We start from the raw sequence: 18,091 nt of genomic DNA on the forward strand, positions 1-18,091 counted from the left end.
TCACTGCTGAACCAGTCGTCCGGACACTGCCCACAGCCGGGCGGCGGTCTCGGGGTCCAGTGCCCACGCCTTCACGCCGTGCGGATGGTCGGCGAGGCTCGCGTCGTCCGGCACGGTGTACGCCTCCTGGCAGTCGTCGAGGTAGTGGCCTCCCGAGCGGGCGAACTGCGGTGCGACCGCGGCGACCACCGTGGTGGCGGCGCCCTGCGCGACGGTCTTGTAGGTGAAGGTGCCCGCGGCCTCGGCTGCGGCGAGGGAAGCTCGCTGCTGCGTCGTGAAGTTTCGCTGCAGGCCGGTCGTGACGCCTCCCGGGTTGACCGCGTTGACGACGATCCCGTCCGCGGTCCACTGGCGTGCGGCTTCGACTGCGAACAGGGAGTTCGCCGTCTTCGACTGGGCATAGGCGAGTTGCGGGTCGTACTCCCGGCGCTCGAAGTGCAGGTCGCCGAAGTCGATTCCCGCCCGCATGTGGGCCGTCGAACTGACGGACACCACCCGGCTCCCGCCGTGGCCGGCCGCGCCGTCGGCCAAGGCATCGCGCAGTCCGGTGGCGAGCGCGAAATGCCCAAGATGGTTGACCGCGAACTGCCACTCCCAGCCCACCGGTGTTCGCTCGAGCCCACCCGTGACGACTCCGGCGTTGTTGACGAGCAGGTGCAGTACGCCGTCCCACTCGCGGACGAACCGTCGCACGCTGCGGAGATCGGCGAGATCGAGCTGCACGACCCGTGGCCGGGGTCTGCCGGTGGTGCTCGCGATGGCGGCCGCGGCAGCGTCTCCGGCTGCCTTGTTCCGGACGGCGATGGTCACCTCCGCGCCGGCGGCCGTGAGTGCGCGCGCGGTTTCGGCCCCCAGGCCGGACGACGCGCCGGTGATGACGGCCCGTGCGCCGGTGAGGTCGATGCCGAGCAGCACGTCGTCCGCGGTGCTGTCGGCGTTGAACGACGTGCTGATCAGAGGCATGCCTTGACCTTACAACTCTGACCAAATCTGTAAAGTTTGTTCAGTGGAAGACTATGCTGGGCCGGTGAGTCGCAGAGATCCTGCCGAGGCGGTGTCCGCACCCAGCCGTGCCGGCCGTCGTCGGGAGGCGGTGCTCGACAGCGTGCTGGCGACGTTCGCGCGCTTCGGCTACCAGAAGACCTCGCTCAGCGAGGTCGCGCGGGCGGCCGGTGTCTCCCGACCCACGCTCTACTCCTGGTTCGAAGCCAAGGACGAGCTCTTCCGCGCGGCGGTCGAACAGTCGCTGAGCCGGGACCTCGCGGCCTGTGAGCGTGCGCTGTCCGACTCGTCCCGTCGGCTGGACCGGCGAGTCCTGGACGCCTTCGACCACTGGGCGGGGCGGTACGTCGGACCCATGACTCGGGAGATTCCTGTTCTGATCGAGGCGAGTCCGGAGCTACTCGGGCCTGTTGCCACCGCGGCTCCGGGACGCTTCGAGCGGCTGTTGGCCGGGGCGGTCGCGGAGGCATTGGACGCCAAGCGCGCCCGAGCTGTTACTCAGACCCTCATCAGCACCTCGATCGGCATCAAGCACCAGACCGACTCCCGCGAGGAGTACCGCCGGCGGATGACGGTCGCGATCGATCTCATTCTGCAGGTCGCGTCCTGAACCGGCTCCGAACCTGGTCCTGTGACGAACCAGCTCCGGCCCGGAAACCGTCCCCTGCCGGGCGGCTCCGGGCCGGAGGTTTGTTAGGGCCTACTTAGAGGTGTGGAAGGCGGCAGCCGGGAGGCTGGTCTTGCCGTTGGCCCAGAGGGCGTTCACCTTGGAGACCTCGGTGGCGTCCGGGTTCGGGTTGGTGCAGGACGGGCCGGGGCCGCCGCCGGACATCAGCTCGGAGCACGGACCGGAGTAGTGGTCCGGCAGGCCGAGCACGTGGCCGGTCTCGTGGGCGGTGATCCGGGTCGAGTCGTACTCCTGCGCCTGGGCGTAGTCGATGAAGACGTAGCCGCTGCCGTGACCGTCGGTGGACGCGTACGAACCGCGCGGGTCGTTGCCCTCGGTGTAGTAGAAGTCGTAGTTGCTGCCCTCGACGAGCTTCACGTTGCTGACATGCGAGTTCCAGATCGACGAGCTGGACGCGATCTGGGACGCGAAGCTCGGCGCGTCGACGGCGTACGTGACGGTGACGGCCGTGACCTTCTGGCCGGCCTTGGCCTGCTTGGCCATCTTGGCGTGGGCGGACTTCATCACGGCGTCATAGAACGCCTTGCTGGCGGCTTCGTCCTGCGGCGAGCCGACGTACGCCGCACGGCTGGCGGCGGTGGAGACGTGTGAATCGGTGGCCGGCGCGGCAGTCGAGGGGGACGCTGCAAACGCGGGCACAGCCAAAGCGGCGGCGGCAAGCCCCGCGAGACTGCTCAGGATACGGCGATGCGACATGGGAGGGCCTCACTCCGGATCGGTGGCGGATAGCGACGGGCGGATTACCGATCGCCACCATCGGATGCTCCCAAGCGCCTCGGATTTCCGCATCACATCGCGGAAAACCCAGGGGATAACCCGCGTATCCCGACCGCCGTTCTATGCCGGCCATAACCCTCGCGCTATGAGTTCGACGCTGGTGGAGGCGGTCGCGTCGGCGGTCGACGCGGCGGCCGCCGCCGAGATGCTTGTCGGCGTCGTCGAGCGTGGGCTCCTGTAGCTCTTACGCCTCGCCGGGGATGCCGACGTTGAGGAGGCGGGCGCCGGGGCCTCGGGTGGAGAGCCGGTCGTCCTTGTTGTAGAGGTTGCAGCGCTGGAGGCTGAGGCAGCCGCAGCCGATACAGGTGTCCAGGTCGTCGCGGAGGCGCTCGAGCTCGGCGATCCGGTCGTCGAGGCGGCTGCGCCAGGACTTCGACAGCTTGCTCCAGTCGGCACGCGTCGGCGTACGGTCCTCGGGAAGTGAGTCGAGGGCCCCTTTGATCTCGGCGAGCGCGAGACCGACCCGCTGGGCCGCCTGGACGAAGGCGACCCGTCGCAGGGTGCTCCGCTGGTACTGACGCTGGTTGCCGGCCGTACGCCGGGACGCGATCAGACCCTGGTCCTCGTAGAACCGCAACGCCGACGCCGCCACTCCGGATCGCTGTGCGATCTCCCCGATCGAGAGCCAATGCTCCTTGCTCGGGACGTTCACCTCTCCCATGCCGCCACCCTAGAACGGCACACCAAAAACTCAACCGCCCTTGAACTGCAACCGGCAGACCAGTAGGGGTGATGGTCTGCGTGGTCGGGGTACGCCCTCGGTTCGGGTATACTTTCTTGGTGTCGGTGCGCGCGTCGCGTCACCAGAGATGTTCCCAGGCGCTCCGACCCGTCGGTTTCAGCATCCGCTGAGATTCCGGCGACATGGGTGCAACGCGATAGCACCCGCAGGTCGATGCCCGTCTCCTGCTGAGCACGTAGTCCGGTCATGTTTCGTGACCGGACCTTCGCTGCGGCTGCGATCCGGCGCCAATCGTCCGTGAATCCGAGAGAGAGTTTGCGTGACCCAGCACCACCAGCCCGACTCCGAGTCCGCTGACGGGCGGATCAAGAAGCCCCGACACAAGAAGTACCAGAACCAGTCGTACGGCGAGCGCCTCGCCGCCGATGCGACCTATGACGCTCCGCGCGAGGACCCCAAGCCAGTGGTTCGCGAAGACTCGAAGCCAGTGGTGAAGGGTTACCGCGCCGAGCAGGCACGCCCGGACCGCAGCCGCGACGACCGTCCGGTCCGTTCCGACGACCGCAGCAGCGACGAGCGGCCGCGTTACGAGCGGACCGAGCGCCCGTACGCCGGTAACGCCCGCGACGACCGTCCCGCGTTCCGTCGTGACGACCGCCCGCAGCAGAACCGCGGCGACCGGCCGTACGCGCGGACCGAGCGCGACGGCAAGCAGTACCCGCGGGCCGCCGAGCGCACCGACCGTCCGCAGTACCGTCGCGACGACCGTCCGCAGGGTGACCGGACCGAGCGTCCGCGTTTCAACCGGGACGACCGGACCGACCGCCCGCAGTACCGGCAGGACGACCGTGGGCCGCGTTCCGACGACCGTTCGTCGTACCGTCGGGACGACAAGCCGTTCGTACGGCGTCCGTCGCAGGAAGAGCGCCGGGGTGAGCCGATTCGTCGCGAAGAGCCGGTGATCGACCTCGGCACCGTTGCTGACGACAACCAGTTCGCCGCCCTCGGTATCGCGCCGCGGCTGGTACAGCGCCTGGCTCGTGACGGCATCACCGCGCCGTTCCCGATCCAGACCGCGACCATCCCGGACGCGCTGGCCGGCCGGGACGTGCTCGGCCGTGGCCAGACCGGCTCCGGCAAGACCCTCGGCTTCGGGCTTCCGACGCTGATGCGGCTGTCCGGCGGTCACACCGAGTCGCGCCGTCCGCGCGGGATGATCCTGGTCCCGACCCGCGAGCTGGCGATGCAGGTGCACGACGCCCTCGAGCCGCTGGCGCACGTGATGAACGTGTCGCTGAAGCTGATCGCCGGCGGTCTCCCGTACCCGAAGCAGATCGAGTCGCTGCGTCGGGGTGTCGACCTGCTGATCGCCACCCCGGGCCGCCTGATCGACCTGTGCGAGCAGGGTGCGGCCGACCTCGGCGCCGTTGAGGTCGCAGTACTCGACGAGGCCGACCACATGTGCGACATGGGCTTCATGCCGGCCGTCACCACGCTGCTGGACATGACGCCGCCGGAGGGTCAGCGCCTGCTGTTCTCCGCGACGCTGGACAACGACGTCGACAAGATCGTGAAGACCTACCTGAAGGACCCGGTGCAGCACTCGACCGAGTCCGGCCAGGCGACGGTCAGCACGATGGAGCACCACCTGCTCGTGATCGAGCCGGCGCACAAGCAGTCCCTGACGGCCGAGCTGGCCAGCCGGGACGGCCGGACCATCGTGTTCGTCCGGACCAAGCTGGGTGCCGACCGGATCGCGACGCAGCTGCGCGACCGCGGCGTGATGGCCGCGGCCTTGCACGGCGGCCTGACCCAGGGCATGCGGAACAAGACGCTGGACCAGTTCAAGGACGGCTCGGTTCCGGTGCTGGTGGCAACGGATGTCGCGGCCCGCGGCATCCACGTCGACGACGTCGGCCTGGTCGTCCAGGCTGACCCGCCGGCCGAGCACAAGGACTACCTGCACCGTGCCGGTCGTACGGCGCGTGCCGGTGGCAAGGGTGCCGTCGTCACGCTCCTGCTGCCGCACCAGCGGCGCGGGATGATCCGGATGGCGGAGTCCGCCGGCGTCAAGGCCGAGCCGGTTCGGGCCCGTCCGGGCGACGAGCTGGTCACCGAGCTGACCGGCGGTACCAAGCCGTCCGGCTACCCGGTGAAGCTCCCGGCCCCGAAGCCGCAGCGCTTCAGCAAGGGTGGCGGCGGCAAGCGGTTCGGTAGCGGCCGTCCGGGTCGCGGCGACAACCGCGGCAGCAGCGGACCGCGCCGCAGCAACGGCGGCCCGCGTCGTACCGACGGCAAGTCGTACCAGCACTGAGTAAACTCGGCCCTGATTCCCTGTGAAACAAGGGGATCAGGGCCGACTCATGTCAGGACGGCCCAGAGCCTGGCCAGCACCGTCGCGATCTCGTCGGCGTCCAGCGGGATGAGCTCGAGCATCAGTTCGCCCTCGGCCGTCCGGTCGGTCATCACGTAGATCGACGGCGTCCCGGCCTCGAGCTCGGTCGCGACCCGCTTGGCGTCCGCAACCTTGAGCAGGACCCGCGACACCTGCAGGCCCGTCGGGTCCTGGACCGTCTCGGCGATGACGTCCGGGATCCGGGAAGCCGCGGCGACGAACTCTTCCACCTTGGCCAGCTGGTCAGCCTCCCACTTCACCCGGTCGACCGCCTGCCACTCCTCCAAAGCCGCGAGTACGCCGACGATCGCTTCCTTCGTCGGCTTCATCCCCCGCCCGATGCCCTTCTCCTGGGCCCGCAGCGCCTGGACCAGCGGCCACGACCCGGCGACCAGCCCGGCGGTCGGGGAGCCGAGGTACTTCTGCCCGCTCACCAGGACCAGATCCGCGCCGGTCGCGAGCACGTCCGCGATCCGCGGGAACTGTGCGGCCGCGTCGATGATCGCGGGTACGCCGCGACGGTGGGCGGCACGGACCGCGGCCACCAGGTCGATCGGCTCGCCGCGCGTCAGCCGGGACGACACCAGCATCAGGCAGGCCACGTCCGGCCCGTCGAGCTCGTCCTCCAGTTCGGCGGCGGTGCATCCGTTCTCGTCACCGGCAAGATCGACCTGGGCTCCGGACAGCCGGATGCCCTGCAGGTTCGAGTGTCCGTAGTCGATCACCTGGCACGCCGGCAGCACGACCCGGTTGGGCATGTCGGTTGCGTCCGGCAACGCCGCAGTACGGCGGGGATCGCCGCCGGTCATCGTGGCCGCGACGGCCAGCGTGATGCCGGCCGCGGTGCAGTGCACGACCGCCCCGGCCTGGGCGCCGGTCAGCTGCGCGATGGCCTCACTGGCGCGGTCGCCGAGCTCGTCCATCACGAAGAATTCTGGCAACGCCTGAGCGACGGCTTCCGCGACCCCGTCCGAACTCCGCGACACCCCGAGCGGGGTGTACGTCCCCTTGGCGTTGATCACCACACTCAATCGGTAACGATCGTGGATGCTCATGGTGTTGCTGAGCGTAGTGGTCACGGACGGCAATTGGCGAGAGTCTGGACGTGAGTTCTTGACCCGATGCTACTGGTGAGTCATCCTCACTTTTACCGACCTGAGGAGGGAACCGTGCCCCGCCCCGCACCCCGAACCCGCCTTCGCGCGACCATCGCCGCGGCTGCCGTCGTGGCAGTCCTCGCGGCCTTGCCCGCACCGACCCAAGCGGCGCCACAAGCCTTTGCCGCCACCCCGGGTGATTATTGCCTCGAGCAATGTCGCGACATCCTGCCGCCGGGGCAGAACGGCAACGCGACCTTCACGGATCTCCTTGCTTTCAAGGCGTTAGGGGTCAGACCGCCGCACTTCAGCGACACGGTCAAGCCGTACCAGGACCTGGTCTGGAACTCCCAGGGCATCATCGACGACGGCCTCGCGCCGTACTACGACGACTCGTCGTTCGGGGTGAAACCGGACGACGTCGCCAGCACGATCCACCCGCGCGACGACGTCACGATCGTGCGGGACAAATCGCGCGGCATCCCGCACGTCACCGGCACCACCCGGCTGGGCACGATGTTCGGAGCCGGGTACGCCGGCGCGCAGGACCGGCTGTTCGTCATGGACGTGTTCCGGCATCTGGGTCGCGGACAGCTGACGCCCTTTGCGGGTGGCGCGGCGGCGAACCGCGAGTTCGAGCAGGAGTTCTGGCGGACCGCGCCGTACACCGAAGCTGATCTGCAGCGGCAGTTCGACGACGCCGACGATTTGTACGGCGCCGACGGCGTGAAGATGCAGCAGGACATCCAGGCCTGGGTCGACGGCGTCAACCACTACATCGACACGGTCGGCATCGGGTACCCCGGCGAGTACGTCGCGCTCGGCCTGGACTGGCCGACCCCGCACTGGAAGGTGACCGACGTGGTCGCCACGGCCGCCGTGGTCGCAGGCATCTTCGGCACCGGCGGCGGCGCCGAGGTCACCTCGGCGCTCGCATTGCTTGAAGCACAAGCGAAGTACGGTGTTGCTCAAGGCACCAAGGTGTGGGAGTCGTTCCGTTCCCAGAACGACCCGGAAGCCAGTACGACGGTGCACAACGGCACCAGCTTCCCGTACGGAACCACCGGACCGAACCCAGCCGGCCGCGCGATGCCGGACCGCGGATCGGTCACCGCAGAACCCGAGGTCATCGACCAGACCGTCAATAAGACGGCGGCCGCGAAACCGGCTCCCAAGGGCTCCGACGCGCTGAAGGGGATCTTCGACGACGGCCTGTTCCCGGAGGGCTTCGGGACGAAGGGAATGTCGAACGCGCTCGTCGTTTCCGGCGCTCATACCGCTAGCGGCAACCCGATCGCGGTCTACGGACCGCAGACCGGCTACTTCGCGCCGCAGTTGCTGATGCGCCAGGAGCTCCAGGGGCCGGGCGTCAGCTCGCGCGGCATCGCGTTCGCCGGACTGAACTTCTACACGCTGATCGGTCGCGGCCCGGACTACTCGTGGAGCGCCACCTCGGCCGGACAGGACATCACCGACACGTTCGCCGTACCGCTGTGTGAGCCTGGCGGTGGGACGCCGACGAAGGACTCGCAGTACTACGAGTTCCGCGGGCAGTGCGTCCCGATCGAGCGGCTCGAGCGGCACAACTCGTGGTACTCCAGCCTTGGTTCGTCGGAGCCGGCTGGGTCGTACACATTGGTTGCCCTGCGCACCAAGTACGGCATCGTCACGCATCGAGGGACCGTTGGTGGGAAGCCGGTGGTGTTCACCAAGAACCGGTCGACCTACGGGAACGAGGCCGGGTCGGCGCTCGGGTTCATGCAGTTGAACGATCCGGACCGGATCCACTCGGCCGCCGATTTCCAGAAGGCTGCGACGAACATCGGCTACACGTTCAACTGGTTCTATACCGACAAGGACTCGATCGCGTACTTCAACTCCGGCGACAACCCGGCCCGCGCGGCCGGCGCCGACCCGAACCTGCCGACCTGGAGCTCGTACGAGTGGCAGGGCTGGAATCCGGACACCAACCGGGCGACGTACACCCCGCCGGCCCAGCATCCGCAGGTGGTGAACCAGGACTACCTGACCAGCTGGAACAACAAACAGGCGCCTGGGTACTCCGCTTCGGACGGGCAATGGGGTTACAACGCAGTTTACCGCAGCCAGCCGCTCGACGACCGGATCAAGGCGGTCATCAACAGCGGGCAGAAGTTCACTCGCGGCAAGCTGGTCGAGGCGATGGAGGACGCGGCGACCGTCGACCTTCGCGGAGACCAGGTCCTGCCGTACCTGCTCCGCGTCCTCAAGAGCGCACCGATCACCGACCCGGCGGTTGCCGATGCGGTCGCCAAGCTGACCGCCTGGCAGCAGGCCGGCGCGCATCGGAAGACACCGAGCGCGTCGTCGAAGACGTACGACAACGCCGAAGCGATCCGCATCCTCGACGCCTGGTGGCCGCTGCTGGTCCCTGCCGAGTTCAAGGATCTTGGGCCTGACTTGTACGGTGCGATGGTCGCGAATCTGAAGATCGACGAGCGACCGAGCGCGCAGGGTTCGTCGTTCCAGAGCGGCTGGTGGGGCTTCGTGCAGCGCGACCTTCGGAAGGTCCTCGGCGACCCGGTGAAGGCGTCCCAGCCGGTGACGTACTGCGGTAGTGGAGCACTGGCCGCCTGTCGGTCGGTGCTGACGGACACGTTGCTCGCAGCAACCAAGGTGCCGGCGGCGACGACGTACCCCGCGACGGCGGACTGCGCGGCGGGCGACCAGTTCTGCGCGGACCAGATCGTGCACCAGCCGATGGGTGGCATCACCCAGGACCGGATGGCTTGGGTCAACAGGCCGACGTACCAGCAGGTGGTCGAGTTCCCGGCGCGACGCGGTGACGACGTCAGCAACCTGGCCGCGGGGAAGACGGCGACCGCGAGCAGTTCCGAGACCGGTTGGTACAACTCGCCGCCGGCGCAGGCGGTGGACGGCAACCAGGCGACGCGGTGGGCGAGCGACTGGTCGGATCCACAGTGGCTGAAGGTTGACCTCGGCAACGAGCAGACCGTTCGGCGGGTGGTGCTGAACTGGGAGTCGGCGTACGGGAAGTCGTACCGCGTGGAGGTGTCGCGGGACGGGTCGACCTGGCAGCAGGTGTACGCGACGACGACCGGGAACGGCGGGGAGGACGTGGTGCGGTTCGGCGCCGTGCCGGCTCGGTATGTGCGGGTGACTGGGACGCAGCGGGCGACGTCTTACGGGTATTCGCTGTATGAGCTGCAGGTGTTCAGGTGGTGATGCCAGGATGAGTGCATGAACCAGAACTTTCCTCCGAACCAGCCGTTCCCGCCGCAGCAGCCGGGCTACCAGCAGGGTCCGCCGCCGGGGTACCAGGGACCGCCGCCGGGATACCAGCAGGGGCCGCCGCCGCAGGGGTACGGGCAGCAGCCCGGGTATGGCCAGGCGCCGGGCAACTACCAGCCGGCCCAGCAGAACGCGCCGCATGTCGCTCCGCAGGGTTCGCCGTACCCGGTGCTGGTCTCGACGATGAACGACCTGCCCGGCTACACCGCAGAGATGGTGTTCGGTGAGGTCTTCGGGCTGACCGTGCGGAGCCGGGACTTCGGGTCGAACTTCACCGCGAGCTTCCGGTCGCTGGGCGGTGGCGAGGTGCCGGAGTACACCCAGATGCTGGCCGAGTCTCGGCACGTCGCGGTGATGCGGATGTGTCAGATGGCGCAGCAGATGGGCGCGAACGCGATCCTCGCGATGCGGTTCGACTGCAACGAGATCGCGCAGACGATGAGTGAGGTGGCGGCGTACGGCACGGCCGTGATCGTCCGCAAGGTCGTCCAGGACACCACTCCCGATGAGGATGATGCGCATGACAGCTGAGCTTTCGTTTCCGCCGGGATTTCGGTGGGGGGTTTCGACGTCGGCGTACCAGATCGAGGGTGCTGTGACCGAGGATGGTCGCGGCCCCTCGACCTGGGACACGTTCTGCGCCGAGCCCGGCCGGATCCTGAACGGCGACACCGGTGCGGTCGCGTGCGATCACTACCACCGGTACGCCGAGGACGTCGCGCTGATGCGGGAGCTGGGGGTGGACACCTACCGGTTCTCGTTCTCCTGGCCGCGGATCCAGCCGTCGGGGAGTGGGCCGGGGAACGCCGCCGGTCTGGACTTCTACGACCGGCTGATCGACACCTTGCTCGGCGCCGGGATCCAGCCGGCGCCGACGCTGTACCACTGGGACACCCCGCAGCCGCTCGAAGACGTGGGCGGCTGGCTCTCGCGGGACATCACGGATCGCTTCGCCGACTACGCATCGTTGCTCGGCGCCCGTTTCGCTGACCGGGTACCGATGTGGATCACAATCAACGAGCCGGTGGTGCTTACGTTGATGGGCTACGCGCTCGGAGCGCATGCCCCGGGCAAGGAGTTGTTGTTCGACGCGCTTCCGGTGGCGCATCATCAGCTGCTTGCTCACGGTCGCGCGGTTCAGGCGCTGCGGGCTGCGGGTGCTTCGCAGATTGGTATCGCCAGCAACCACGCTCCGACCTGGCCGGCGAGTGACAGCGCCGAGGACAAGGAAGCGGCGGCGCTTTACGACAACCTCGTCAACTGGCTGTTCGCCGACCCGATCCTGCTCGGGGAGTACCCGAACGGCATGGGTGACGCGATGCCCGGGCCGGTCGCCGACGACCTGGCGATCATCTCGACGCCGCTCGACTTCTTCGGCATCAACCACTACGCACCGGTCTCCGTCGGCGCGGCCACCGGTCAGGCGGATACTGCCGCGACGGATGGGGTGCAGTTGCCGCCTGGTCTGCCCTTCGAACCACGTCCGCTCACTGGCTACCCTTTGACCGACTTCGGTTGGCCGGTGGTGCCGGATGCGTTCGGCGAGCTCCTGCGGACCTTCAAACAGCGGTACGGCGACAAGCTGCCGCCGATCTACATCACCGAGAACGGGTGCGCGATCAACGACGAACCTGTCGACGGGGTCGTCTCCGATCAGCGGCGGATCGACTATTTGGACGGATACCTGCGGTCGCTCCGGGGTGCGATGGACGACGGGGTCGACGTACGGGGCTATTTCCAGTGGTCCTTGCTGGACAACTTCGAATGGGCCGCGGGGTACTCGCAGCGGTTCGGGTTGGTGCACGTCGACTTCGAGACACAGGAGCGGACACCGAAGGCGTCGTACCACTGGCTGCGTGATGTGATCGCCCAGAGTCGAGCATGATTCCTGAGCCCGGGGTGGTGCCGGCTGCGCTGGCGGAGCCGACGGTCCGGGTACGAGCGGGCTGGACGGCGGCCGTCGTACTGGCGAACGTCGGCGTGTTCGCCGCTTGGCTCGGCCCGATCCAGGTCCTGCTCGCGCAGCAGTCCGAGGCGGTTGCTCCAGGCAACAAAGAGTTCGTGTTCGGACTGGTGACCGGGGTCGGCGCTGCGGTGTCGGTATTCGCGAACCCTGCTTTCGGCGCGATCTCGGACCGGACCACGTCCCGCCGCGGCCGGCGGGCGCCGTGGGTACTCGCGGGTGCGGTCGGCGGCGCCGTCGGGTTGCTGGTCCTGGCCGGCGCGACCGCGGTCGGGTTGATGATCGTCGGTTGGTGCCTGATGCAACTGTTCGGCAACGCGCTGCTGGCTGCCGCTACGGCGACCGTGCCGGATCGGGTGCCGGTCGACCAGCGCGGAGTCGTCGGCGGCTGGGTCGCGATCTCGCAGGTATTGGGTGCGCTCGTCGGGACCGCGCTGGCGACTGTTGCCGGTGGCATCGGGCTCGGGTACGTCGCGTGCGCCGGGTTCCTGCTGTTGTCCGTCGTACCGTATCTGCTGCGCAGTCACGACGCGCCCCTGGTCACGCCGCCGCCACCGTTGGTACTGCGGGAGTTCCTGCGCGGCTTCTGGATCAGTCCGCGGCGCTATCCCGATTTCGGCTGGGCGTGGCTGACGCGGTTCCTCTTCAACGTCGGCAACGCGCTCGGCACGCTGTACCTCTTCTACTACCTGCAGGACGAGGTCGGACGTGCGGACGCAGACACCGGCGTACTGATCCTGACCGCGATCTACAGCGTCTGTGTGCTGGTCACGGCGATCGGATTCGGCGGATGGTCGGACCGGAGCGGCCGACGGAAGGTCTTCGTCACCGGCTCCGGCCTGGTGATGGCAGTCGCCGGCGTGATCCTCGCCGTCTGGCCGACCTGGCCCGGCGCAATCCTCGGCGCGATAGTCCTCGGCACCGGCTTCGGCGTCTACCTCTCCGTCGACTTCGCCCTCCTCACCGAAGTACTCCCCAGCGCCCGCGACCGCGCCAAGGACCTGGGCGTCATCAACATCGCCAACTCGCTGCCCCAGGTCCTTGCCCCGGCCATCGCGGCTCCGATCGTCAAACACCTGGGCGGTTACCCGGTGCTCTACCTCTTGGCGTCTGCCGTCACCCTCCTGGCCGGCGTACTCGTTCGCCAGATCCGCTCGGTCGACTGAACCCTGGTAACAGACTGCCGACGAGCGCCAGGGCTACGGCGAGCCCGGCTGCTACGACGAAGACCAGGTCGTAGCCGGCTGCGGTCGCGGCTCTGGTGCCCGCCACCGTTGTGAGTACCGCCAACCCGATCGCCCCGCCCACCTGACTTGCTGTGTTCGCTAGGCCACCGGCCACACCGGCGTCGCCTTCGGGTACGTCGGCGGTCACGGCGGCCATCAGGGTCGGGAAGGTCAGCCCGATGCCGATGGCGACCAGCAGCGTCGGCCCGAGCACGCTGGTGACGTAGCCGCTGCCGGCGCCGGCCTGAGCGAGCCAGCCGAAGCCGATCAGGAAGCAGGCACTCCCGGCCACGATCAGTCGACGTACGCCGGTTCGCGGCAGCAGCGTGGCGGCCAGCCGTGCGACGACCACGAACGTCACCGCCGCGGGCGTCTGCCCGAGGCCGGATCGAAGAGCGCTGTAGCCGAGGACGTTCTGCAGGAACAGCGACGTGAAGTACCACATGGCGATGGCGATCGCTCCGAACAGCAGCAGCATTCCGTTGCCGACAGCAACCGTACGGAGGGTGAGCAGCCGCAGCGGCATGATCGGCCGGGCGACCCGCGCTTCGACCACGGTGAAGACAACGAGCAGGAGCAGGCCCGCCGCCCCCGGCAAGGCGACCCGCAGAGAGGTCCAGTCGTGATCGGCGCTCTGCATGACGCCGTAGATCAACGCGGCCAGCCCCGCAGTACCCGTTGCCGCGCCGATGAGGTCGAGCGGCTCCCGGCGGCGGGTTCGGGCGGCGGCCAGTGACTTCATGGCCGCGCCGATCAGTACCGCGCCGATCGGGACGTTGATCAGGAACACCCATCGCCAGGACAGGCCGGTGGTGATCGCACCGCCTGCCACCGCACCGGCCATCCCGCCCACGCCGCCGGCGGCGGACCAGGCGCCGAACGCCCGGGCACGTTCGCGCTCCGCGGTGAAGTTGGTGTTGATCACGGCCAGTGTCGCCGGAGCCAGCATCGCGGCTCCCACGCCCTGCACGACCCGAGCCGCCACCAGGACGCCCGGAGCGGATGCCAGGCCCGCCGCCAAGCTCGCCGCGGAGAACAGGATCAACCCGGTCACCAGCATCCGGCGTTGGCCGAACAGGTCAGCGGCTCGGCCACCCAGCAGCATGAAGCCGGCGAACGTCAGCAGGTAGCCGTTCACCACCCAGGCGAGGCCGGTGACGGTGAAGCCGAGCTCCCGCTGGATGGAGGGCAGGGCGACATTCACGATGGACGCGTCGAGGATCACCATGAACTGGCTGACGCAGGCGAGCGCCAGAACCGCCCAGGTGGTTCTCTTGAGTGTGGAGGGCATGTCGAAGCACCTTTCTCAGCGCGTCGCGAGCGTCGGGTAGTCGGTGTAGCCGCGATGGTCGCCGCCGTAGAACGTGGCGCGGTCCGGCTTGTTGTACGGGCCGTCCGCGGCGAGGCGGGCCGGCAGGTCTGGGTTGGCCAGGAACATTGCCCCGAAGGCGATCAGGTCCGCCGTACCATCGCCGATCAGTGCCAGCGCGTCCGGACCGGTCGGTTCGGCGAGCGTGTGCGGATTGAGGATGAACGTGCTCGGCCACTGCTTGCGCAGCCGCTTGGTCAGGGCGCGGTCCGGGCCTTCCATCAGGTGCAGGTAGCTCAGCCCGAGTGGTGCCAGCCGGTCGACCAGAGCGTCGTACGTCGCCTCGAGGTCGTCTTCGGCGATGTCGTTGTTCGGGATGCCGGGAGAGATGCGGAACCCGAGCCGTTCCGCGCCGATCGCGTCGGCCACCGCGGTCGCCACCTCGACACCGAAGCGGACGCGTCGCTCTGCCGACCCGCCCCAGCTATCGCTTCGGCGGTTGGTGTTCGGCGCCAGGAACTGGTGGATCAGATACCCGTTGCCGCCATGCAGTTCGACCCCGTCGAATCCGGCGGTCATCGCAGTACGCGCGGCCGCGGCGAAGTCGTCGATCGTCTGCGAGATCTCCGACCCGGTCAGCTCCTTCGGCCTGACCAGGTCCTGGGGACCGTCCGGGGTGAAGACCTGTCCGCGGGCGGGTACGGCGGAGGGAGCGACCGGATGCAGGCCGGCCGGTAGCAGACTCGGGTGCCCGATGCGGCCGGTGTGCAGGAGTTGCGCGTAGATCACGCCACCGCTGCTGTGCACGGCGTCGGTCACCGTTCGCCAGGCAGCGGCCTGCTCGCTGGTGTGCAGTCCGGGAGTGTTCGGGTAGCCCTGGCCTACCGGCGACGGCTGGGTTCCCTCGGTGACGATCAGTCCGGCGCCGGCGCGTTGCGCGTAGTACTCCGCGGTCAGAGGCGTCGGGCTGGCCCCTGGTCCGTACGCGCGACTGCGGGTCATCGGGGCCATCGCGATGCGGTTGGCCAGGCGCTTGCCGCCCAGCTCGTAGGAGTCGAATGCGGTTGGCATTGAGTCACTTCCCGTCGTTGGGCAATTACCTGTTCGAACAGGTAATAACCCGAAGCGATTCCATTCGAACCTGTGAGCTGGCTCACAGTCGATGCGTCCGCCTGCGGAAAGACCTTCGCGTTGAAGCGGCTCGGTTGGTGGCTGCTTGAACAGGTATGATCGGTGAAATGGATCCCTCGATGCCGGCCGAACCGCTCACCAACGCCATCGTGCGAGTGGCCCGCCTGCACCGGATGATCGCCGCGCAACTGCTGCGCCGCGTCGGCCTGCGGCTCGGCCAGGAGCTCGTGATGATGCAGTTGTGGGAGCGTGGTCCGCAGAGTCAGACGGAGCTGGTCCGGACGCTCGGCTCCGACTCCGCCACGATGACGCGGACCGTGCGCCGGCTGGAACAAGCCGGCTTCGTGCGGATCACACCCAGCGCCACCGACAAGCGCGCCACGGTCGTCGAGCCGACCCCGGCCAGTCAGTCCGTGCGGCGCGAGGTCGAGCGCATCTGGGCTCAGCTGGAAGAGAGCGCGACCGGCGACCTCACCCCGGCCGAACAGGCCGAGGCGTTGGTAGTTCTTCAGCGCATCGAGGACAGCCTCAGTCGCGCGGCGTCTGCCTAGGCGGCGACCGCTTGGGCGACGGCCCGGCCGACGCGGCTGGTGGCGGTTACCTGGATGTGCTCTAGGTCCAGCCAGGCGGCCATAAGGCGGAGTTCAGTGGCCAAGGGGGCGACGAGGTCGGGTGGGTTCGGCTCTGCGGTGAGGGTGGGGACGACGAGCGTGGAGGTACGGCGGTCTGCCTTGAGGTCGACGCGGGCTACTAGGCGGTCGCCGAGGAGGAACGGCAGGACGTAGTACCCGTGGATGCGTTGTGGGGCTGGGGTGTAGATGCTGATGCGGTAGAAGAAGTCGAACAGGTGATGGGTGCGGTCGCGGTTCCAGATCAGCGGGTCGAACGGGGACAGCAGGGCGCGGGCGTTCTGGTCGATCGGGCGGTCCTTGGCTTCGTGCCAGCGGTAGCTCTGCTGGTTGACGCCTTCGACGCGGACGGGGATGAGTTCGCCGGCGTCTTTCAGTTCGCCGATCACCTGGCGGGCGGTTGCCGTGGGCAACGGGTAGTGAGCCTGACCGCTCGCACCGCAGAGTTCCTTGGCGGTAGCGATGCCGAGTCCGCGGGCCGCGATCCGGACCAGTTCGCGGCGGGCCTCGTCGGCAGTGGGTTCGGGAGCGGCGAGTACGTCGGCGGGCAGGACGCGCTCGGTCAGGTCGTACACCCGCTCGAAGTGCCGGCGGCCCGCGATCGTCACCTGGCCGGTGCAGAACAGGTACTCGATGGCGATCTTCGAATCCTGCCAGTTCCACATCCGGCCGGTGGTCGGATCCGGATCCGGATCGGTGCGCTTCCGCCGTACGCCGTCCGGACTCGCCTCGCCCGCGGTCAACGGGCCCTTCTCGGTGACGAGCTTGAGCACCTGCTCGACGTACCCGGGCCGCTCGGCGGTCAGCCGTCGCATCCCCGTCACGACCGACCATGGCACGCCTACGTCCGGGCTCAGTTCTTCGTCCCACACCTGCCGCTCGGCCGCCCGCATCCGCCACCGCATCAGTGGATAGTTAGTGAGCGGGATCAACGCCGCCTTGTGTCCCCAGAAGTACTCGAACAACTCCCGGCCCCGGCCCCACGCCAGCTTGTCGAGCATCTCCCGTGGATAGTTCCCCACCCGCGCGAACACCGGCAGGTAATGCGACCGAGTGAGCACATTCACCGAATCCAACTGCAGCACGCCGGCCCGCCCGATCGCCTTCCGCACCGCCCGCACATCACCACGCCTAGGCCGCCCGTCCCCGAACCCCTGCGCACCCAACGCAACCCGCCGAGCAACCCCCACCGACACCTCATCACCCACAGCCGCCACAAACCGAACCTATAGCGCGACACTGGCCAGTCCCTACAGATCCGCCTATTGCGCAGTCGTCTGCTCTGTTGCGTGTTGGCGGCGGTTGCGGTGCCAGAGGGCCCAGCTGACGAGGAGGCCTAGGGCGGCTATGTGCATTAGTGGTGACAGGTTTGCCATCGTGTTGACGGGGAGGGTGTAGACCAGCACCAGGCGGATGATTGCGTCTGCCAGGAGGACGCCGCCGAAGACTGCGGTGAGTGAGGTGAAGTGCTTGCGGAACGCCGGATCGTTGGGCCAGCGCGCGTCCCAGTCGGCGAGTACTTCGGGCTTGCCGGCGTTGGCCTTGCGGGCGAGCGTGTAGACGAGCGGTCGGCGAATCAGACACGAGCCGACCAGTAGCAGTCCCGCCGCGCCAGACAGCACGGACTCCTTCGCGAGCAGAATCCGGGGGTCGCCGGTGAGCAGGGATACGACGAGCAGTAAGGCGAAGGTGCCGCCGACAACGGCTGCGATTCCGTTCAGGCGCCGCTGTACGACGGCGACAAAAGCGACCCGCAGTAGAGCAGCACCTGCGGCGGCGGCGAGGGACGGGAAGACGTCGTACCCGAGGATGCGGCCGGCGTAGTAGACGACGATCGGCAGGCCGACGTCCCAGAGCAGACCGGTGAGGAGCTTGCGCATGATTCGAACCCTTCTCTTAAG

15 protein-coding genes are annotated in these 18,091 nt (G+C 68.3%); 7 read left to right on the forward strand and 8 right to left on the reverse strand.

Annotated features, from left to right (window positions below; all coding sequences use genetic code 11):
• The gene (locus EV650_RS28715) at nt 1–963 is read right to left on the reverse strand and encodes an SDR family NAD(P)-dependent oxidoreductase (RefSeq protein ID WP_134122080.1); all 963 of its coding nucleotides are present in this window, start codon (nt 961–963) and stop codon (nt 1–3) included.
• Nucleotides 964–1,027: 64 nt separating this feature from the next.
• Between EV650_RS28715 and EV650_RS28720 the strand changes: the two genes are divergently transcribed.
• Nucleotides 1,028–1,612: a TetR/AcrR family transcriptional regulator gene (locus EV650_RS28720; RefSeq protein WP_238174504.1), complete on the forward strand. Its 585-nt coding sequence runs from the start codon at nt 1,028–1,030 to the stop codon at nt 1,610–1,612.
• Nucleotides 1,613–1,702: 90 nt separating this feature from the next.
• Here the strand turns inward: EV650_RS28720 and snpA are convergent, their stop codons facing one another.
• Nucleotides 1,703–2,386 carry a snapalysin gene (snpA, locus tag EV650_RS28725; RefSeq protein WP_134122081.1) on the reverse strand — a complete coding sequence of 228 codons (684 nt, stop codon included), beginning with the start codon at nt 2,384–2,386 and terminating at the stop codon, nt 1,703–1,705.
• Nucleotides 2,387–2,651: 265 nt separating this feature from the next.
• Nucleotides 2,652–3,128, reverse strand: coding sequence for a redox-sensitive transcriptional activator SoxR (gene soxR / locus EV650_RS28730; RefSeq protein ID WP_134122082.1), 477 nt, complete (start codon nt 3,126–3,128; stop codon nt 2,652–2,654).
• A 340-nt stretch (nt 3,129–3,468) separates the two neighbouring features.
• On the opposite strand from soxR, the gene EV650_RS28735 reads away from it, so the two are divergent.
• The gene (locus EV650_RS28735; protein ID WP_134122083.1) at nt 3,469–5,463 is read left to right on the forward strand and encodes a DEAD/DEAH box helicase; all 1,995 of its coding nucleotides are present in this window, start codon (nt 3,469–3,471) and stop codon (nt 5,461–5,463) included.
• 47 nt (nt 5,464–5,510) lie between these two features.
• Here EV650_RS28735 and EV650_RS28740 read toward each other — a convergent pair whose 3' ends face one another.
• Nucleotides 5,511–6,599, reverse strand: coding sequence for an aminotransferase class V-fold PLP-dependent enzyme (locus EV650_RS28740; protein ID WP_134122084.1), 1,089 nt, complete (start codon nt 6,597–6,599; stop codon nt 5,511–5,513).
• A gap of 114 nt (nt 6,600–6,713) precedes the next feature.
• Between EV650_RS28740 and EV650_RS28745 the strand changes: the two genes are divergently transcribed.
• Genes EV650_RS28745 through EV650_RS28760 form a run of 4 tightly spaced genes read left to right on the forward strand, consistent with a single transcriptional unit; the run spans nt 6,714 to nt 13,061 of the window.
• On the forward strand, nt 6,714–9,866 hold the full coding sequence (locus EV650_RS28745) for a penicillin acylase family protein (protein ID WP_238174505.1): 3,153 nt from the start codon (nt 6,714–6,716) through the stop codon (nt 9,864–9,866).
• Nucleotides 9,867–9,881: 15 nt separating this feature from the next.
• The gene (locus EV650_RS28750; RefSeq protein ID WP_134122086.1) at nt 9,882–10,463 is read left to right on the forward strand and encodes a YbjQ family protein; all 582 of its coding nucleotides are present in this window, start codon (nt 9,882–9,884) and stop codon (nt 10,461–10,463) included.
• The gene (locus EV650_RS28755; RefSeq protein WP_134122087.1) at nt 10,453–11,817 is read left to right on the forward strand and encodes a GH1 family beta-glucosidase; all 1,365 of its coding nucleotides are present in this window, start codon (nt 10,453–10,455) and stop codon (nt 11,815–11,817) included. Before EV650_RS28750 ends, EV650_RS28755 begins: the two co-directional genes overlap by 11 nt.
• On the forward strand, nt 11,814–13,061 hold the full coding sequence (locus tag EV650_RS28760; RefSeq protein WP_134122088.1) for an MFS transporter: 1,248 nt from the start codon (nt 11,814–11,816) through the stop codon (nt 13,059–13,061). The genes EV650_RS28755 and EV650_RS28760 overlap by 4 nt, the downstream gene beginning before the upstream one ends.
• Here the strand turns inward: EV650_RS28760 and EV650_RS28765 are convergent.
• Nucleotides 13,012–14,412 (reverse strand): MFS transporter, encoded by a 1,401-nt coding sequence (locus EV650_RS28765; protein WP_134122089.1) that lies wholly within the window; start codon nt 14,410–14,412, stop codon nt 13,012–13,014. The genes EV650_RS28760 and EV650_RS28765 overlap by 50 nt on opposite strands.
• A gap of 15 nt (nt 14,413–14,427) precedes the next feature.
• The gene (locus EV650_RS28770) at nt 14,428–15,501 is read right to left on the reverse strand and encodes an alkene reductase (protein WP_134122090.1); all 1,074 of its coding nucleotides are present in this window, start codon (nt 15,499–15,501) and stop codon (nt 14,428–14,430) included.
• 167 nt (nt 15,502–15,668) lie between these two features.
• Here EV650_RS28770 and EV650_RS28775 point away from each other — a divergent pair, with 167 nt between their 5' ends.
• Nucleotides 15,669–16,112, forward strand: a complete 444-nt coding sequence (locus EV650_RS28775) for a MarR family winged helix-turn-helix transcriptional regulator (RefSeq protein WP_134122091.1) — start codon at nt 15,669–15,671, stop codon at nt 16,110–16,112.
• On the opposite strand, the gene EV650_RS28780 is transcribed toward EV650_RS28775, so the two are convergent.
• Together EV650_RS28780 and EV650_RS28785 are read right to left on the reverse strand one after the other, a co-directional pair.
• Nucleotides 16,109–17,407 carry a winged helix-turn-helix domain-containing protein gene (locus EV650_RS28780; RefSeq protein ID WP_134122092.1) on the reverse strand — a complete coding sequence of 433 codons (1,299 nt, stop codon included), beginning with the start codon at nt 17,405–17,407 and terminating at the stop codon, nt 16,109–16,111. The genes EV650_RS28775 and EV650_RS28780 overlap by 4 nt on opposite strands.
• A gap of 45 nt (nt 17,408–17,452) precedes the next feature.
• A complete protein-coding gene (locus EV650_RS28785) occupies nt 17,453–18,070 on the reverse strand; it encodes a VC0807 family protein (RefSeq protein WP_134122093.1) in 618 nt (205 codons plus the stop codon).
• Between the last annotated feature and the right edge of the window lie 21 nt (nt 18,071–18,091).

It is taken from the genome of Kribbella kalugense (assembly GCF_004365875.1).
GTDB lineage: Bacteria > Actinomycetota > Actinomycetes > Propionibacteriales > Kribbellaceae > Kribbella > Kribbella kalugense.